The following is a 16,286-nucleotide window of genomic DNA, read 5'->3' as shown; positions in this document are numbered from 1 at the left end:
AAACTTTTTGTGTGCGCACACAACATTGTTGTAATTCGTTTGAATGCGTTATTTTGAATTTTATAGCGTACGTTCACATCATGTCACTTCAAAATCTTATTATTGTGTTATGTTAAGATGGAAAATTCGAAGATTTCTTATTTGAGATCGCTTAATAGCCTGTGAAAAGTATTCGTATCAAAGATATCGCCCTTAAAGCTAATGTATCCACTGGCACCGTGGACCGCGTACTGCACGACCGCGGTCGCGTGTCTGACCAGATCAGGGAGCGCGTGCTGAAAGTGGCGCGTGAAATGAATTACGAGCCTAACCTGATGGCACGGGCACTGGTTTCTAATAAGGTGTATCATTTAGCAGTGCTGATGCCCGACAACCAGACCGACCCCTATTGGGATGCGCCCAAGGCCGGTATCGAGAAAGCCCAAAGCGAACTCAAACGCTACAAGGTCGCTGTTCACCCTTTCGTGTTCGATCCGTACTCGTCTGCATCATTTGTGGAGAAAGCTCAGGAGCTGACCGACAGCCAGCCCGACGGCATATTTATCCCCCCTATATTTTACAAGGAAACGCAACCATTCATTGAGCAATGGACCGACAAAGGCATACCTTATGTGTTCTTTAATACTGATATAGCCGACAGCGGCCGACTAAGCTACATTGGGCAGGACTCATACCAAAGCGGCTTTTTGGCGGGCAAGCTTATCGAGTATGGCCAGCCTGACCCTTGCAGCGTGCTCATTGCACATATTGATGAGGAGACCAGCAACTCGGCACACCTCATGAACAAGGAACGAGGCTTTCGTGACTTCTTTACGCAGCACCTTCTGAACGAGAAATATCATTTGCTCCGAACCGAACTACGACGGGCCGATTTTGCGGCGTTCACTACCCAACTGGATGATATTTGCCAGAACACGCCCGACCTTAAGAGCATTTATGTGACCACCTCAAAGGCTTATGAGATAGCCGCGTACCTTGAACAGCGCCGCATCCGTCACATCAGGATTGTTGGGTATGACCTGATCACCCGCAACATCAATTACCTTAATAAAGGCACCATCAGCTTCCTGATCAACCAGAACCCACACGGGCAGGGCTATTGGGGTATACATTACCTTGCTCGGCACCTCGTATTCAAAGAACAGGTAAAAAGCGTGAAGCACCTACCGCTCGACGTGGTGACCAAGGAGAACCTTCAATATTACATCGATGAGGACGACACGATCGATATCTCGCTTACTGTTTCAGGCGGTATGAGTTCAAGATAAATTTGTGGCTAAGATCCATATATCACCTTGCATTTGGTTCCTACCACCGGATAGCTACTATTATTGAAAAATTAAAAGTGTGCGCGCACACTTGCTTATATCATTAGTATTTGCTTATCATTGTAAACGCTATGTGTGCGTACACACCCTATCTATTATTTAGATGGTGGTGATGATCAATTAACCTACAGGCCCGGTCCTGACAATGCCAATACTGAAAAATGAGAAACAAAGTACTGCTTGCGTCCTTATGCTGTGCCTTTGGCTTGGCCGTACATGGTCAGGGGTCTCGACCCTTCAACTATTTTCCGCTAAGCACGCAAGACCGGCAACACATCGAGACACTGATCGGGCAAATGACCGTCGAAGAAAAGGCACATCAGTTGGCTTCATTTTACCCTAACGCCAACAAGAGGCTCAACATCCCGCACATGCAAGCGGGCGAGGCCTTACATGGCGTCGTAGCATCAGGTACTACATCTCTCCCGGAGGCGATAGGTTTAGCTTGCTCATGGGATACCGTTTTGGTAGAACGTGTGGCCACCGCGATCGCCCGCGAGGCCAGGGCTTTGGGCGTACACCAGGTTTATACCCCCATGCTGGGTGTGGTACGCGAGGCTCGTTGGGGTCGTTTTGAAGAAGCTTACAGCGAGGACCCTTTCCTGGTAAGCCGCATTGGCGTAGCGTTCATTAATGGTTTGCAAGGCCGCGGTGCGCAACGTTTTGATAAAGACCATGTAGTGGCCACCGCTAAACATTTTGTAGGCGATGGAGAACCCATCCGTGGCGAAAACGGTGCAGCGGTCGAGATATCGCTGCGGAGTTTGCATGAGGTACACCTCCCTCCTTTCCGCGCTGCGGTGGAAGAAGCACATGTTGGTGCTATTATGCCGGCCCACCACAGCTTGAACGGGGTTCCTTGCCACATCAATACTGATATGCTGGTGGGCGTGCTACGCAACACTTATGGGTTCGATGGCTTGGTGGTATCTGACAATAATGATATCCGCTGGGTACAGGACCGCTTTTTTGTGACCGCCGACCGCTATGAGACTATTCGGAAGGCACTCGAAGCCGGCGTGACCACCGAGTTAGCCTGGCAACAACCCTGGGGACCTAAACGTCTTTACGGGCCTGACCTTATTGCCGGCGTGAAGGCTGGAGCCATCCCGCAATATTTACTCGACAATTCGGTGCGCAAAGTGCTACAATACAAATACTTGTTGCGTTTGCAGCAAGAGGAGTTTCCGCTGGGGAAGGACATGAGCTTTATGGAAAAAGGTACCGGCAGCAAGGATGATGGCGCCGATGTGTTCTTCTCGCAGATCAATGCTTCGCTTTCCAGCCCGCGCAAAAATTACCTTTCGGTACTGAACGATAAAAAGCATGATGAACTCGCTTTGGAAGCTGCACGCCGATCCATCGTGCTGTTGCAAAATAAGAACAACCTGCTGCCGCTTAAACCCGGCGCGATCAAGAATATCGGGGTGATCGGTCCAAACGCCGACACCATCCGTTTAGGCACTTATTCTACCCAGCAACCCAAATACTTTGTCACCGTGAGGAAGGCCATTGAACAAATGGCGGGTAACGGTGTGCAGGTACGTTACAGCAAAGGTACTGACATACAGAACCCCAAGCCCGACCAGATCGAAGAAGCGCTTAACATCGCCCGCCAGTCTGACGTGAACGTATTGGTGCTGGGCGATGATGCTAAGACCGTGATGGAGAACATTGACCGTGACGACATTAGCCTGCCCGGACAGCAGCAGCAGTTGCTGGAGCGCGTGGCGGCATTAGGCAAACCGGTGATCCTGGTACTGATCCATGGCCGACCACCGGCCATACAATGGGCTAAGGATCATGTGGGTGCCATATTGGATGGCTGGTTCTTGGGCCAAAACACCGGCACCGCCGTGGCCGAGGCCATATTCGGCAAGATCAACCCGAGTGGTAAGCTTACCGTAACTTACCCGCGTAACGTTGGCCAAACACCTTCCTTTTATAATAGCCTTGCACCGGGCCGCCCGCGTGAGTTATGGCAAGCCGCCTGGGATCCGACATTTGCTTTCGGTTATGGCATCAGCTACACTCAGTTCAAATACACCGACCTGCACCTGTCCCAGTCCAGCATGACCGATGGCGAGACGGTATATGCCCAGGTGACCGTGACCAACACCGGCAAAATGAAGGGCGACGAGATCGTGCAACTTTATGTGCATGATGAGCTATCATCGCTCACCCGGCCCGCCAAAGAGTTGAAAGGATTTGCCCGGGTAACGCTCGAGCCCGGACAGTCCAAACAGGTATCCATCCCCATCACCCGCAGAGCCCTGGAGTTTTGGAAGGATGGGCAATGGATCACTGAGGGTGGCAAATTTACCGTAATGGTTGGCCCTAACTCTACCGAATTGACCTACGTGACCCTCACCCTTAATAAATAACGGCTATCGATACACCTCCTAAACACACGATAATGAACGGACCGTCACATAGCAAAAACAACAAAGCTCTTTATATACGCTTCAACAAGTGCTTCATGCAGGCAAGATGGTTGTTCACGCTGATGATACTAACGGCCACTATCCCGGCGTTCGCCCAAACGCTTGCCGTGAATGGGCTAACGTGCGAGTATCAGCGTAACCCTGTCGGTATCGACATAATGAGACCCCGTTTTAGCTGGAAGCTGACCTCGAGCCAGCGCAACACGATGCAAACCGCTTATGAGTTGCGCGTAGGCAGCTCGGCCGAGGCACTTGCACAGGGTAAGGACCTCGTTTACCAGACCGGCAAGGTAAGCAGCGACCGCTCAACCTTTGTGGAATACGAAGGCCCGCAACTTCGCTCACGGATGCGCTACTTTTGGCAGGTTCGCGTTTGGGATGACCATGGTAATACCTCGGCCTGGAGCCCTGTCAATTATTGGGAGATGGCGCTACTAGATGCTGCCGACTGGACAGCTAAATGGATAGGGACGCCCAACCCAGCTGATACCGTTAACGGCCCGAGCCCGCTGTTCCGTACTACCTTCAACCTCAGCAAACCCGTGAGGTCAGCAAGATTATATATCACTTCGCATGGTGTGTACGAATGCTTTATCAATGGCCGTCGCGTGGGGAATGACCACTTTACACCGGGCTGGACCAGCTACAAGAACCGTTTACAATACCAAACGTACGATGTCACCACGCTTTTGACCAGTGGCACTAACGCTACCGGCGCTGTATTAGGTGACGGCTGGTATCGCGGCCAGCTTGAAAAATGGAAGAACATCTATGGCAAGGAACTTGCCCTACTCTATCAGCTCGAGATCACCCACACCGATGGCAGCAAGACCACCATCAACTCCGACGGTAAATGGAAGACATCCGAAGGTGCGATACGCTCCTCGTCATTTTATGATGGCGAGGTATACGACACCCGTTTTGAAAAAAAGGGCTGGGACCTGAGCACTTATAACGACAAGGCCTGGCGCCCGGTAAAAATGATGGCTGCAGACCAAAGCAAGCTGATCGCGCCGGTAGGCCCCCCGGTCAAAAAACATGAAGTGTTCCATCCGGCCAAACTCATCATCACCCCTCAAAAAGATACCGTGATCGATTTTGGTCAGAACCTGGTAGGCTGGGTAACACTGAAAATGAAGGGCCGCCCTAACCAGATCATCAAGTTAGAACATGCCGAGGTGCTGGACAAAGCCGGCAACTTTTACACGCTGAACCTGCGGGGTGCCAAATGCCAGAACAAGTTCGTGCTCAAGGGAGATGCCGAACGCACGTATGAGCCTCACTTTACCTATCAGGGCTTCCGCTATGTACGTATCAAGGGTTATGGCGGAAAGGTGGACACCTCAAAGATCAGAGCAGTGGCATTGTACTCTGACATGGCGCCTACCGGTACTTTAGTTACCTCGAACCCCTTATTAAACCAACTGCAGCACAATATACAATGGGGGCAAAAAGGCAACTTTGTTGATGTACCTACCGATTGCCCACAACGCGACGAGCGCCTGGGCTGGACCGGCGATGCACAAGCCTTTAGCCGTACCGCTGCATACAACATGAACGTGAATGGTTTCTTCAGTAAGTGGCTCAAAGACCTGTCGATCGATCAGCGTGAGGACGGCGCCGTGCCATGGACCATCCCTAACATGATGCCTAAAACATCGGCCGGTGTGGCCGGATGGAGCGATGTTTCCACCATCGTTCCGTGGAATATGTATCTGGTATATGGAGATAAGCGCCTGCTGGAACAGCAATATGCGAGCATGAAGGCGTGGGTAGGCTACATACAAAGTGTATCGGTAGATAACTTATGGAACACCGGATTCCAATTTGGCGACTGGTGCTTCTACAGCCCAAGCCCTACCGATGATTCCGGAAAGGCAGCCGTTACCGACAAGACCCTCATTGCCGAAGCATTTTACGCCCACTCGACCCAGATCATGATCGATGCCGCCCGTGTGTTAGGTAAAGATGATGATGTAAAAAGATACAGCGACCTGCTAAAGGAGATCAAAAAGGCTTTTATGAAGGAGTACGTTACGCCTAATGGCCGCACCGTATCCAGCACACAGACCGCCTACTTGCTGGCCCTGCAATTTGACCTGTTACCTGAAGATCAGCGCCAGCAACTGGCTGATCGGCTGGTGAAGAACATCAGCGATTATGGCAACCACTTGACCACCGGTTTTTTAGGTACGCCATACCTGTGCCACGTGCTCACCCGCTTTGGCCATGATGATATAGCTTATACCCTGCTGCTGCAAGACACCTACCCGTCATGGTTATACCCTGTTAAAAAAGGTGCCACCACTATTTGGGAGCGCTGGGACGGTATCAAGGCCAATGGCGACCTGCAGGATCCATCCATGAATTCCTTTAACCATTACTCCTATGGCGCCATTGGCGATTGGATGTACCGTGTGATGGCTGGCATCAATACCGATGATGTACGTACCGGCTATAAACGCATCACGATAGCGCCGCATCCGGGTGGCAACCTCAAAATGGTGAATGCTCAACTGGAGACCGGTTATGGCCAAGTCAGCTCTAAATGGACGCTCAACGGCGATGTGATGAACCTGACCGTTACGGTCCCAGTTAACACTACTGCTCTTATTGTTTTGCCGAAGGCCGCACAAGTTGCAGTGACCGAAGGTGATCGTCCGGTAAAAGAGGTGGACGCCATCCGCGACATAAAAAAAGATGGCCAGGACCTGAAGCTGGAAGTTGGCTCAGGCACCTACAACTTGAAATACAACATGGCCCGATCAATGGCAGGGATGTGATCCGTTGCCTCAAAAGATATTAAGATACCAATACCTGACCCTATCAAACCCAATGACGCCGCGCATGAACATTCAAAACTTCACCTCCCAAAACAAAGTATGGATGTTGTGTGCGGCGCTCATTATCCAGGTTGCAACTGGCTATGCGCAGACCCGCCAAAAGGTGAACGACCGCACGTATAATCTGGCCATGCTCGACAAGGTGGCCCGTCCGGTGATCTTGAACCTGGCCAATGATGAGTTGAAAAAGAACATGGTGGTGGCCCTGGCCGATGCTCCTGACGACCGCGACACCCGGTCAAAGGTGACCTACCTGGAAGCCTTCGGTCGTACACTGAGCGGCATTGCCCCATGGCTCAACCTTGAAGGCGGGCAGCCGCAGGAAATTAAACTGCGCGACCAATACCGTCAATGGACCTTAAAGGCTATTGCCAACGCTGTGAACCCTAAAGCACACGACTATTTAAAATGGGACGGTCCGCAACCGCTGGTAGATGGTGCTTTCTTTGCCTTAGGACTGATCCGTTGCCCCTGGCTTTGGGAACATTTGGACGATACCAGCAAACAGCGGGTGATCACCGTACTGAAGACCACGCGCAACACCATGCCCAGCTACAATAATTGGCTCCTGTTCAGCGGGATGGTCGAGGCGTTCTTTTGCAAGTATGACCTGGAGTATGACGCCGTTCGGATGGAGTTCGGGATACGCGAATTTATGGAGCACTGGTACGCCGGCGATGGCTTATTTAATGACGGTCCGCACTTTAAATTAGACTATTATAACAGCTATGTGATCCAACCGTTCCTGTCAACCATTCTGGATATCTTCAACAACAAGCGCAAGACCTACAGCGCCTATACCACCCTCCTGGATAAGACCACCAAGCGTTATGCCGAGATACAGGAAATGCTCATTAATTCCGATGGCTCCTTTGCGGCCACCGGTCGCTCGATCGCTTACCGGGGCGGTGCCTTTCAGCATTTGGCCAATATGGCATTACAGAAGCGCTTACCTGCATCCCTTACCCCTGCGCAAGTACGCGGAGCGCTGACCGCAGTGGTACACCGCACGCTTGATGCGCCGGGCACCTTTACTGATAAAGGCTGGCTCAACCTGGGCCTTTGCGGACATCAAACCGGCCTGGCCGATTATTACATCACCACCGGCAGCTTATACTTGTGCACCAATATCTTCCTGCCATTAGGCCTGTCCGAAACTGACGAATACTGGAGTGCGCCTGCCCAACCATGGTCGGCGGTAAAGATCTGGAGTGGACAGAACGCCAAGGTAGACCACGCCCTCGACCTCGACGATAAGAAGTAGCGACACTTCAGCCGTCCCCTTTAATTTACTTTTCGCGCAAGCATAACCACGAGCTGATCGTTATACTGTTTCGGTTCAAGCTGAGAATTGCATTATTTTTGGCAACATTTTCAACTTTTGAACAACAGAACGATAACATTTACCAAATGAACTCATTAAAAGGAAAGACCGCCATCATAACCGGCGCAGGCAAAGGATTAGGCAGAGCCATGGCCCTGGCCTTAGCAGCCGAAGGTGTGAACGTGGGCCTGATCGCCCGCACCAGTAAAGATATTGAAAGCGTTGCTGAAGAAGCCAAACGCATAGACCCATCTATCAGCGTAGCTGTTGCCAGTGCCGATGTAAGCGACCACATGCAGGTTAAAGCCGCCGTGGCCAGCATCACCGAAAAGCTGACCACCATTGATATCCTGATCAACAACGCGGGCATGCTGAGCGTAGGCAGCGTATTAGAAACCCCTGTAGAGGAATGGGAACAAGTGTTCAAACTGAACGTGTTCGGTACGTTCTACATGCTGCGCGAGGTGTTGCCGATCATCATCAAGCAAGGCAAGGGCGACGTGATCAACATCGCTTCTACCGCAGGCTTAAAGGGCGCTGCCAAGATGAGCGCTTACGGAGCATCCAAAGCCGCGCTGATCAACCTTACTGAATCGCTGATGCAGGAGGTGCGCAAGTCCAACATCCGCGTCATGACCGTGAACCCAAGCACCATCGCCACCGAAATGACACTGAGCGCCAAATTCACCGATGGTAACGAAGAGAAAGTGCTACAACCTGATGACCTGGCCTTTTTGGTGGTGAACAACCTGAAGCTGCCGCAACGCGCCTTTGTGAAAGAAGTAGGCTTATGGTCCACCAACCCGTGATCGTCAAAAAGCGCTTAACGCAAAAAGCCCCATTCAATAAATGAACGGGGCTTTTTTGATGTTATATAGAGCGAGTTGCTTATTTAACAGCGTCAACCACGGCTTTGAAAGCCTCTGGATGATTCATGGCCAGGTCGGCCAATACTTTACGGTTCAAACCGATCTCGCTGGCGTTCAACTTACCCATCAATTGTGAGTAAGAGATACCATACTGACGGGCACCGGCGTTGATACGCTGGATCCATAAAGCGCGGAACTCTCTCTTTTTGGTCTTACGGTCGCGGTAAGCGTACTGTAAACCTTTTTCTACTGTGTTTTTGGCAATGGTGTAAACCTTGCTGCGTGAACCATAGTAACCTTTTGCAAGGTTCATGATCTTTTTCCTGCGTCTTCTCGACGCTACTGCGTTAACTGAACGTGGCATTTTTTTGCTTTTTTGGTAGTGAGTGCCCTCCTATGAGGAACTTTACATACTCGAATACCTGGTTAAAATTTTAATGAATTACTTTCCGATACAAAGCATACGTTTAACGTTACCCATGTCGGCATCAGCAACCATGCTGGTGTGACCTAAGGCACGCTTACGTTTGGTCGACATCTTGGTCAAGATGTGGCTTTTGTATGCGTTCTTTCTAGCGATTTTACCGGTTCCAGTAAGCTTGAAACGCTTTTTAGCACTGGAATTGGTCTTCATTTTTGGCATAACACTTATTTATTTGGATGTGCAGCTGTGCAGATGCATAAATTCGCAGATGAACTGCTTTGCTTACTTATCTTATCAACTGCGGATTAAAACGCGAATATATAACAATTATGCAGATGTGCAGATGATAAATGTGCAAATGGACCACACTAAGTTATCTCTGCTATTTCCGCCTGGCTCTTTCATCTGCACATTTGCGTTCACACACATCTGCACATCTGAAGATCTACTTTTTAGCCGCTTTAGGACCAACGATCAGGAACATACGTTTGCCTTCCAGCTTAGGTAATTGCTCAACTTTACCCACTTCTTCTAAAGCCTGGGCAAAACGCAGTAACAATATCTCGCCCTGCTCTTTGTAAACAATGGCCCTACCTTTAAAGTGTACGTAAGCCCTCACCTTTTCACCGGCCTCTAAAAAGCTGATCGCATGTTTCAGCTTGAAGTTAAAGTCGTGATCATCAGTGTTAGGCCCGAAACGGATCTCTTTAATGATCGTTTGCTTGGCGTTACTTTTGATCTCCTTCATCTTCTTCTTTTGCTCGTAGATGAACTTGTTATAGTCGATCACACGGCAAACCGGCGGCACCGCGTTGGGCGATATCTCCACAAGATCCAATTCCTGCTCCTGCGCAATGGCCAAAGCTTCGCGGGTAGAGAATATACCTTGCTCAACGTTGTCGCCAACTAAGCGCACCTCTGGTGCTTTGATGAAATTATTGATGTTGTGCTCTGCTTCCTTTTTCTTGAAAGGAGGACGAGGGCCTCTGAAATGCGGTCTATTTAATGCCAAGTTAGATGGTTATTTCTTTAATTAACTGTTGTTTAAATTCTTCAATGGTTATACTTCCCAGATCACCAGTACCGTGCTTACGAACAGAAACCGTGCCATCGGCCGCTTCTTTCTCGCCCACGATCAGCATATATGGGATCTTTTTGACCTCGGCGTCACGGATCTTACGTCCGATCTTCTCATCCCTGAAGTCAATTAGCCCGCGAATATCGGAATTATTTAACATCTGTGAAAGTTTTTTTGCATAATCTTCATACTTTTCTGATATAGGCAAAATAACATATTGCTCAGGTGATAACCACAGCGGGAAGTTACCGGCACAGTGCTCGATCAGTACGGCCACAAAACGTTCCAGTGAACCGAACGGTGCACGGTGGATCATGACCGGGCGGTGCTTAAGGTTGTCGCTGCCAGTATATTCCAGCTCGAAACGCTCAGGCAAATTGTAATCTACCTGGATGGTACCCAACTGCCATTTACGGCCCAGGGCATCTTTCACCATAAAGTCGAGCTTTGGACCGTAGAAAGCTGCTTCGCCGGTCTCTACCACGGTCGGCAGGCCTTTTTCGGCGGCTGCTTCAATGATCGCCTGCTCGGCAAGGGCCCAGTTCTCGTCGGTGCCAATGTATTTGGTCTTGTTCTCAGGGTCACGTAACGATACCTGTGCTATATAATCCTCAAAGCCAAGGGCCGAGAATACGTACAACACCAGGTCGATAACCTTTTTGAACTCATCCTTCACCTGGTCAGGACGACAGAACAAGTGCGCATCATCCTGAGTAAAGCCACGTACGCGGGTCAAACCGTGCAGCTCGCCGCTTTGCTCGTAACGATAAACAGTACCGAATTCGGCAAAGCGCACCGGCAGATCTTTGTATGAACGTGGTTTGGTCTTGTAGATCTCGCAGTGGTGCGGGCAGTTCATCGGTTTCAGGAAGAACTCCTCCCCTTCCTGCGGGGTCTTGATGGGTTGGAAAGCATCCTTTCCATATTTTTCGTAGTGGCCCGAGGTCACGTACAAATTCTTGTGGCCAATGTGAGGGGTGATCACCTGCTCATAACCTGCCGATACCTGGGCACGTTGTAAAAAGTTGACCAAACGCTCGCGCAGGGCGGTGCCTTTTGGCAACCATAAAGGCAAGCCCATGCCCACCTTGTCTGAGAAAGCGAACAATTCGAGTTCCTTACCCAGCTTGCGGTGGTCGCGCTTCTTGGCTTCTTCCAGCACATGCAGATATTCGGTAAGCTCGCTGGCCTTAGGGAAGGTAACGGCGTATATACGGGTCAGTTGCTTGCGGGTCTCGTCGCCACGCCAGTAAGCGCCGGCCACGTTCATCAGCTTCACCGCTTTAACAAAACCGGTGTTAGGGATGTGCGGACCACGGCAAAGGTCGGTAAAGTTGCCCTGGCTGTAAAAAGTGATCGAGCCATCAGGCAGGTCCTTGATCAGGTCAAGCTTGTACTCGTCGCCTTTTTCGGTAAAGTATTCAATGGCCTCGGCCTTGCTTACCGGCTTGCGGATGTACTCGGCCTTGGTCTTGGCCAGTTCGATCATCTTATCCTCAATGGCCTTAAAATCGTCTTGTGAAAAGGTGCGATCGCCAAAGTCAACGTCGTAATAAAAACCGGTCTCGATGGCCGGACCGATACCGAATTTGGTACCCGGGTAAAGGGCCTCTAAAGCCTCGGCCATTAAGTGGGCCGATGAATGCCAAAAGGTGGCCTTACCTTCATCATTGGTCCAGGTAAGCAGTTTAACCTTGGCATCTTGCTCAATGGGGCGACTGGCGTCCCAAACAACGCCATCTACCTCGGCGGCTAAAACGTTACGGGCCAGTCCTTCAGAAATGGACTGTGCGATCTGCATGGAAGTGATCCCTTTGTCGTACTGACGAACGGAACCATCAGGAAGTGTAATGTTGATCATCTACAACTATGATTCTGTGTTTGAAAAAATGGGTTAGCTGATCACCTACAAGAGTGATCTTTTATTGGGGTACAAAGGTAGGAATAATAAAGGCCTTGAACCGGAATTTTAAGAATTTATTGCATTGGCAGAAGTGAAATCATCAGTTTTAGGCACCCTGAAAAGCAAGACCGTTATAGCAACATCGATAATATATGTTGCGATGGCAATGATGGTCTTAAGCAGGTCAACACTTGTGATATTCGATGAATTGATAATCGATATCAGATCACTGATCAATGAAAAGAATCCAACGCTGATCAACACTAATAAGACCCACTTCATCCAGTTATAACCCATTGATATGAGTAATGCGATAGCCGCGCCCATAAGTATCGCGATCATTAATGACCGGATAACGGGCGCATTGAAAGTTCCTGCCAACAGGATCGGCAATATGCCCAGCACCATGTCAAGCAGAGATAGCCAGGTAGCTTTTTTATAGTTAGGATGCATTTGCTGTTACTATACGTTACCCCAACCGTTAGCCAATACATCGGCTATATGTATGGTTTTGATCGGCAGGTTATTTTTATCGATGTAGCCTTGTAAATGGAGCAGGCATGAGGCATCTGTAGAGATGATGTAATCGGCTTCTACCGCCAAAGCGTTCTCTACCTTTTGCTGTGCCATAGCGCTCGATATGGCATCGAACTTTACGGCAAAGGTGCCGCCAAAGCCGCAACAGGTCTCGTTGTGAGGAAGTTCTACCATCTCCAGTCCGTAAACCTTTGATAGCAGCCGGCGGGGTTCATCCTTGATCTTGCATTCGCGCAGGCCCGCGCAACTGTCGTGGTAAACGGCGCGGCCTTCCAGTTCGGCGCCAAAACTGTCGAACTGCAGGATGTTCACCAAAAAGTCAGACAGTTCGTAAATGTTACCTTGTATAGAACGGCATTTGTTGTGCGCCGTGGTGTTAGTGAACAGGTCGTTATAGTAATTACGCACCATGCCTGTGCAGGAGGCCGACGGGGTAACGATGATATCATCATCACCAAAATCATTCAGGAATTTGCTGCCGATCGCCTTAGCATCATCCCAAAAACCTGCATTAAAGGCGGGCTGACCGCAGCAGGTCTGGTTGGGGTTATAATTAACTTCGCACCCGGCCTTTTCCAGTACCCTGATCGTGCTGAAAGCGGTATCGGGGTATAATTGGTCAACAAAGCACGGAACAAATATCTCAACTTTCATGATCACACTACGATCGGCACAGGCTTAGGCCGGCAGATCTTCTAAATTTTGTTTAGGCATCCTTAACAGCAATGCAAGGAGCACCAGGCCCACAATGAAAAATATGGTCAGCACCAACGCCGAGTTACGCATGTTGTTGGTGAGCGACTCTACAAAGCCAAAAGTAAACAATCCGATCACAATAGCCAGTTTTTCGGTCACGTCGTAAAAACTGAAATAGGCGGCCGTATCGGTAATGTTTTGCGGCAGGTATTTAGAATAGGTGGAGCGCGACAGCGACTGTATGCCTCCCATCACCATGCCCACCACTACGGCCAGTATGTAAAACTGTACCTTGTTTTGGGTGAGATATGCGGCTATACATACCCCTATCCATATCAGCACCACGCCCATCAATACTTTAATGTTACCATAGATGGACGATAGCCGTGACATGAGCGCGGCCCCGGCAATGGCCACCAGTTGGATGATCAGTATGGTGGCGATGAGTTCGGCATCAGCCAGGTGAAGTACTTTGGCCGCAAAACCAGTGGCTACCAACATGACCGTTTGTACACCCATCGAGTAAAAGAAGAATGCCGACAGATAGCGTTTCAGCACCGGCATTTGCTGGATGTTGTGCCACACATGACCAAGCTCCTGAAAGCCACCCTTGATCACGCTGTCATACACTTTGGTGGTGTTGGGCTGGCCTTTGGGTAAACGCGCGAATGGGATCTGCGCAAAACCGATCCACCATAAGCCCACCAACAGGAACGACAATCTTGCGGGAAAACTGGCATCGGTGATGCCAAACAGATCGGGTTTTAATACGAACACAAAGCAAATGACCTGCAGCAGCACGCTGCCTATGTAGCCGTAAGTGAAACCTTTGGCGCTCACCCTATCCTGCTGATCCAACGTGGCGATCTGCGGCAGGTACGAGTTGTAAAAAACGGCTCCGCTGCAATAGCCAATAGCAGCCAGGGCAAAGCATAACATGCCCAGCTCCAGGGTGTCTAACTTGAAAAAGTACAGGCCACAGCAAGCTATACCACCGATCCAGGTGAACAGCTGCATATAGTTCTTTTTGTTGCCTTTATAATCGGCAATGGAGGTCAGGATGGGCAGCAGTAGCACTACCACCATGTAGGCAGCGGCAAGCACATAATCGGCCAAGGCGGTGTTCACAAATCGGTGCCCTAAAAAGGTCACTTGATCGCCATGCTCCTTGGTGACGGTTATAGCCGCGTAATAGGCCGGGAAGATGGTGGAGGTGATGACAAGGTTATAGGCCGAATTGGCCCAATCGAACATTGCCCACGCGTTAATGGTCTTCGGGTCGTTCTTGTTTTCCATTCAGCGTTAAAAGTAATGAAATTGAATGAAGACGAATGACACTAATTTTCGTGCGTCCATTAGTGAGCCGCTTGTTATTTGACCGAACACCAACGGAGAAGAACAAGGCGAATCTCGAATGATATTACAGGCTCCCATCACGACATAAAACGATGAAGGGTTGAGCTTACTTAAAACACCTCGCCTACATCGATGAACAACCCGCGCGAGCCCTGGCGGCCGAAGCCGTAATCGACGGAGATATTGGTGCGGGATACTTTGTTGAGCTTGACCCTCAACCCCGGACCGAACGCCGGTTGCACGCGCTGTAAGCGGGTACCTGGCTGAGCCGATACGCTTTGTGCGTTAGCGAACATCACACCGCCCAGCAGGCCGTTGCGGGTGAGGTTGAAACGATACTCACTCTCGAGGTAGAACAGCTGCGCCCCGCGGAAACGGCCCTGAATATAACCACGACCAGTGGCGCTGTTAGGGTCCCACGAGTTGCTGGGCAGGCTCAGGTATGGCGGCTTGCCGTGCAGTACGGCCCAGTTGTATGACCATAAGGCCAGCACATTTTTCGTGCTTGCCGGGAAGTTGATATACTTCCTTAGATCCACAATGATGGACTGCCACGGAACGGTGCTGCCCAAAGCTGTAAGGTTATTACGGTAGCTGGTTTCAAAGTACCAGCCTTTTGATGGATTGATAGAGTTGTCGCGCGAATCGTTCAATACATTGAGGGTAAGGCCCGACGACAGACCGCGCTCCATAACGCCATAGGCATCATAATCTGACGTGGCCTTATTGAGCGGTCCCTGGTGCGAGATGCCCCAATAGGCATCAAAATTATAGCCTACGCCCGCGTACCAATTGTTCACCATGTGCTTGTAGGCGGTCTGGTAAAAACGGCCAAAAGAGAAATCCATCGGATCCTCGGCATGAATATCAGAGCTGCTGCCTAACCCAAAGGTGCTTTGTGGATATTTATAAAAGCGATAATCGCCCACAAAATAGTATTCGTTGTCGTGCGTCCAGATGTAGGTATGGAACGGCAGAATGAATTGTTTTTTGAACGTATACGACGCGCTGAGCACAACGGTAGAGATACGCGCCTGCGGACCGTTACGGTAAGCGATATTGCCCGACAGCACGGCGGCCAGGCCCGACACCAGTGTGTAACCCACGGCGGGTACCAAAGAGAATTGCGGCTTGGAGGTCACCGAATCGGGCTCGGGTGAAGCCTTGATCTTGAACAAGCTACGGAAAACATCGGGCAGGTCCTTTTGCGGCACACGGCCGGTATCGGCAGTTACAACGGTATCAGTAACGTTCTTTTTGCCTTTGAGCAATTGCGGCAGCGAGATGCTTTTTTCATCCTGCGCCCGAACGGCCAAAGAGGTGAAGAGGAAAAGGCAACAGCCTAACAGGCGATATATCCGGATGGTGCTCAAATGGTGACGGGTCTCGTATCAGCGCGCAAAGATAAGAAGTATTATCAACACACGTTACGGGCAGTACACTCGACTGTGGTTCGTGACACAGGGCTGATGAGCGGTGGAGGA

General features: G+C 50.2%; 13 protein-coding genes. 5 read left to right on the top strand and 8 right to left on the bottom strand.

Annotated elements, in window-relative coordinates:
* The first annotated feature begins 161 nt into the window (after positions 1–161).
* The 5 genes from LLH06_RS08325 (at position 162) to LLH06_RS08305 (ending at position 8,748) form a co-directional block, all read left to right on the top strand.
* A complete protein-coding gene (locus tag LLH06_RS08325; protein ID WP_228172828.1) occupies positions 162–1,268 on the top strand; it encodes a LacI family DNA-binding transcriptional regulator in 1,107 nt (368 codons plus the stop codon).
* Between the two features lie 221 nt (positions 1,269–1,489).
* On the top strand, positions 1,490–3,712 hold the full coding sequence (locus tag LLH06_RS08320; protein ID WP_228172827.1) for a glycoside hydrolase family 3 N-terminal domain-containing protein: 2,223 nt from the start codon (positions 1,490–1,492) through the stop codon (positions 3,710–3,712).
* Between the two features lie 32 nt (positions 3,713–3,744).
* The gene (locus LLH06_RS08315; protein ID WP_228172825.1) at positions 3,745–6,555 is read left to right on the top strand and encodes an alpha-L-rhamnosidase; all 2,811 of its coding nucleotides are present in this window, start codon (positions 3,745–3,747) and stop codon (positions 6,553–6,555) included.
* Positions 6,556–6,619: 64 nt separating this feature from the next.
* Positions 6,620–7,879, top strand: a complete 1,260-nt coding sequence (locus LLH06_RS08310) for a DUF2264 domain-containing protein (protein WP_228172823.1) — start codon at positions 6,620–6,622, stop codon at positions 7,877–7,879.
* Between the two features lie 146 nt (positions 7,880–8,025).
* Positions 8,026–8,748 carry a 3-ketoacyl-ACP reductase gene (locus LLH06_RS08305; RefSeq protein WP_228172821.1) on the top strand — a complete coding sequence of 241 codons (723 nt, stop codon included), beginning with the start codon at positions 8,026–8,028 and terminating at the stop codon, positions 8,746–8,748.
* Positions 8,749–8,827: 79 nt separating this feature from the next.
* Here the strand turns inward: LLH06_RS08305 and rplT are convergent, their stop codons facing one another.
* The 8 genes from rplT to LLH06_RS08265 all read right to left on the bottom strand — a co-directional run bounded on the left by rplT (position 8,828) and on the right by LLH06_RS08265 (position 16,175).
* Entirely contained in the window at positions 8,828–9,172 is a 345-nt protein-coding gene (rplT, locus tag LLH06_RS08300; RefSeq protein ID WP_228172819.1) for a 50S ribosomal protein L20, read from the bottom strand.
* A 78-nt stretch (positions 9,173–9,250) separates the two neighbouring features.
* On the bottom strand, positions 9,251–9,451 hold the full coding sequence (gene rpmI / locus LLH06_RS08295) for a 50S ribosomal protein L35 (RefSeq protein WP_228172817.1): 201 nt from the start codon (positions 9,449–9,451) through the stop codon (positions 9,251–9,253).
* A gap of 226 nt (positions 9,452–9,677) precedes the next feature.
* Positions 9,678–10,244: a translation initiation factor IF-3 gene (gene infC / locus LLH06_RS08290; RefSeq protein ID WP_228172815.1), complete on the bottom strand. Its 567-nt coding sequence runs from the start codon at positions 10,242–10,244 to the stop codon at positions 9,678–9,680.
* 1 nt (position 10,245) lies between these two features.
* Entirely contained in the window at positions 10,246–12,171 is a 1,926-nt protein-coding gene (gene thrS / locus LLH06_RS08285) for a threonine--tRNA ligase (RefSeq protein WP_228172813.1), read from the bottom strand.
* 108 nt (positions 12,172–12,279) lie between these two features.
* Positions 12,280–12,666 carry a hypothetical protein gene (locus tag LLH06_RS08280; protein WP_228172811.1) on the bottom strand — a complete coding sequence of 129 codons (387 nt, stop codon included), beginning with the start codon at positions 12,664–12,666 and terminating at the stop codon, positions 12,280–12,282.
* A gap of 9 nt (positions 12,667–12,675) precedes the next feature.
* Positions 12,676–13,404, bottom strand: coding sequence for a (Fe-S)-binding protein (locus LLH06_RS08275; protein ID WP_228172809.1), 729 nt, complete (start codon positions 13,402–13,404; stop codon positions 12,676–12,678).
* A gap of 24 nt (positions 13,405–13,428) precedes the next feature.
* Positions 13,429–14,742, bottom strand: a complete 1,314-nt coding sequence (locus LLH06_RS08270) for an MFS transporter (protein WP_228172807.1) — start codon at positions 14,740–14,742, stop codon at positions 13,429–13,431.
* Positions 14,743–14,912: 170 nt separating this feature from the next.
* The gene (locus LLH06_RS08265; RefSeq protein ID WP_228172805.1) at positions 14,913–16,175 is read right to left on the bottom strand and encodes a BamA/TamA family outer membrane protein; all 1,263 of its coding nucleotides are present in this window, start codon (positions 16,173–16,175) and stop codon (positions 14,913–14,915) included.
* Between the last annotated feature and the right edge of the window lie 111 nt (positions 16,176–16,286).

It is taken from the genome of Mucilaginibacter daejeonensis, from assembly GCF_020783335.1.
Taxonomy (GTDB): domain Bacteria; phylum Bacteroidota; class Bacteroidia; order Sphingobacteriales; family Sphingobacteriaceae; genus Mucilaginibacter; species Mucilaginibacter daejeonensis.
The sequence above is the reverse complement of the archived record's forward strand: the minus strand, read 5'-3'. Positions and strand labels throughout refer to the sequence as shown.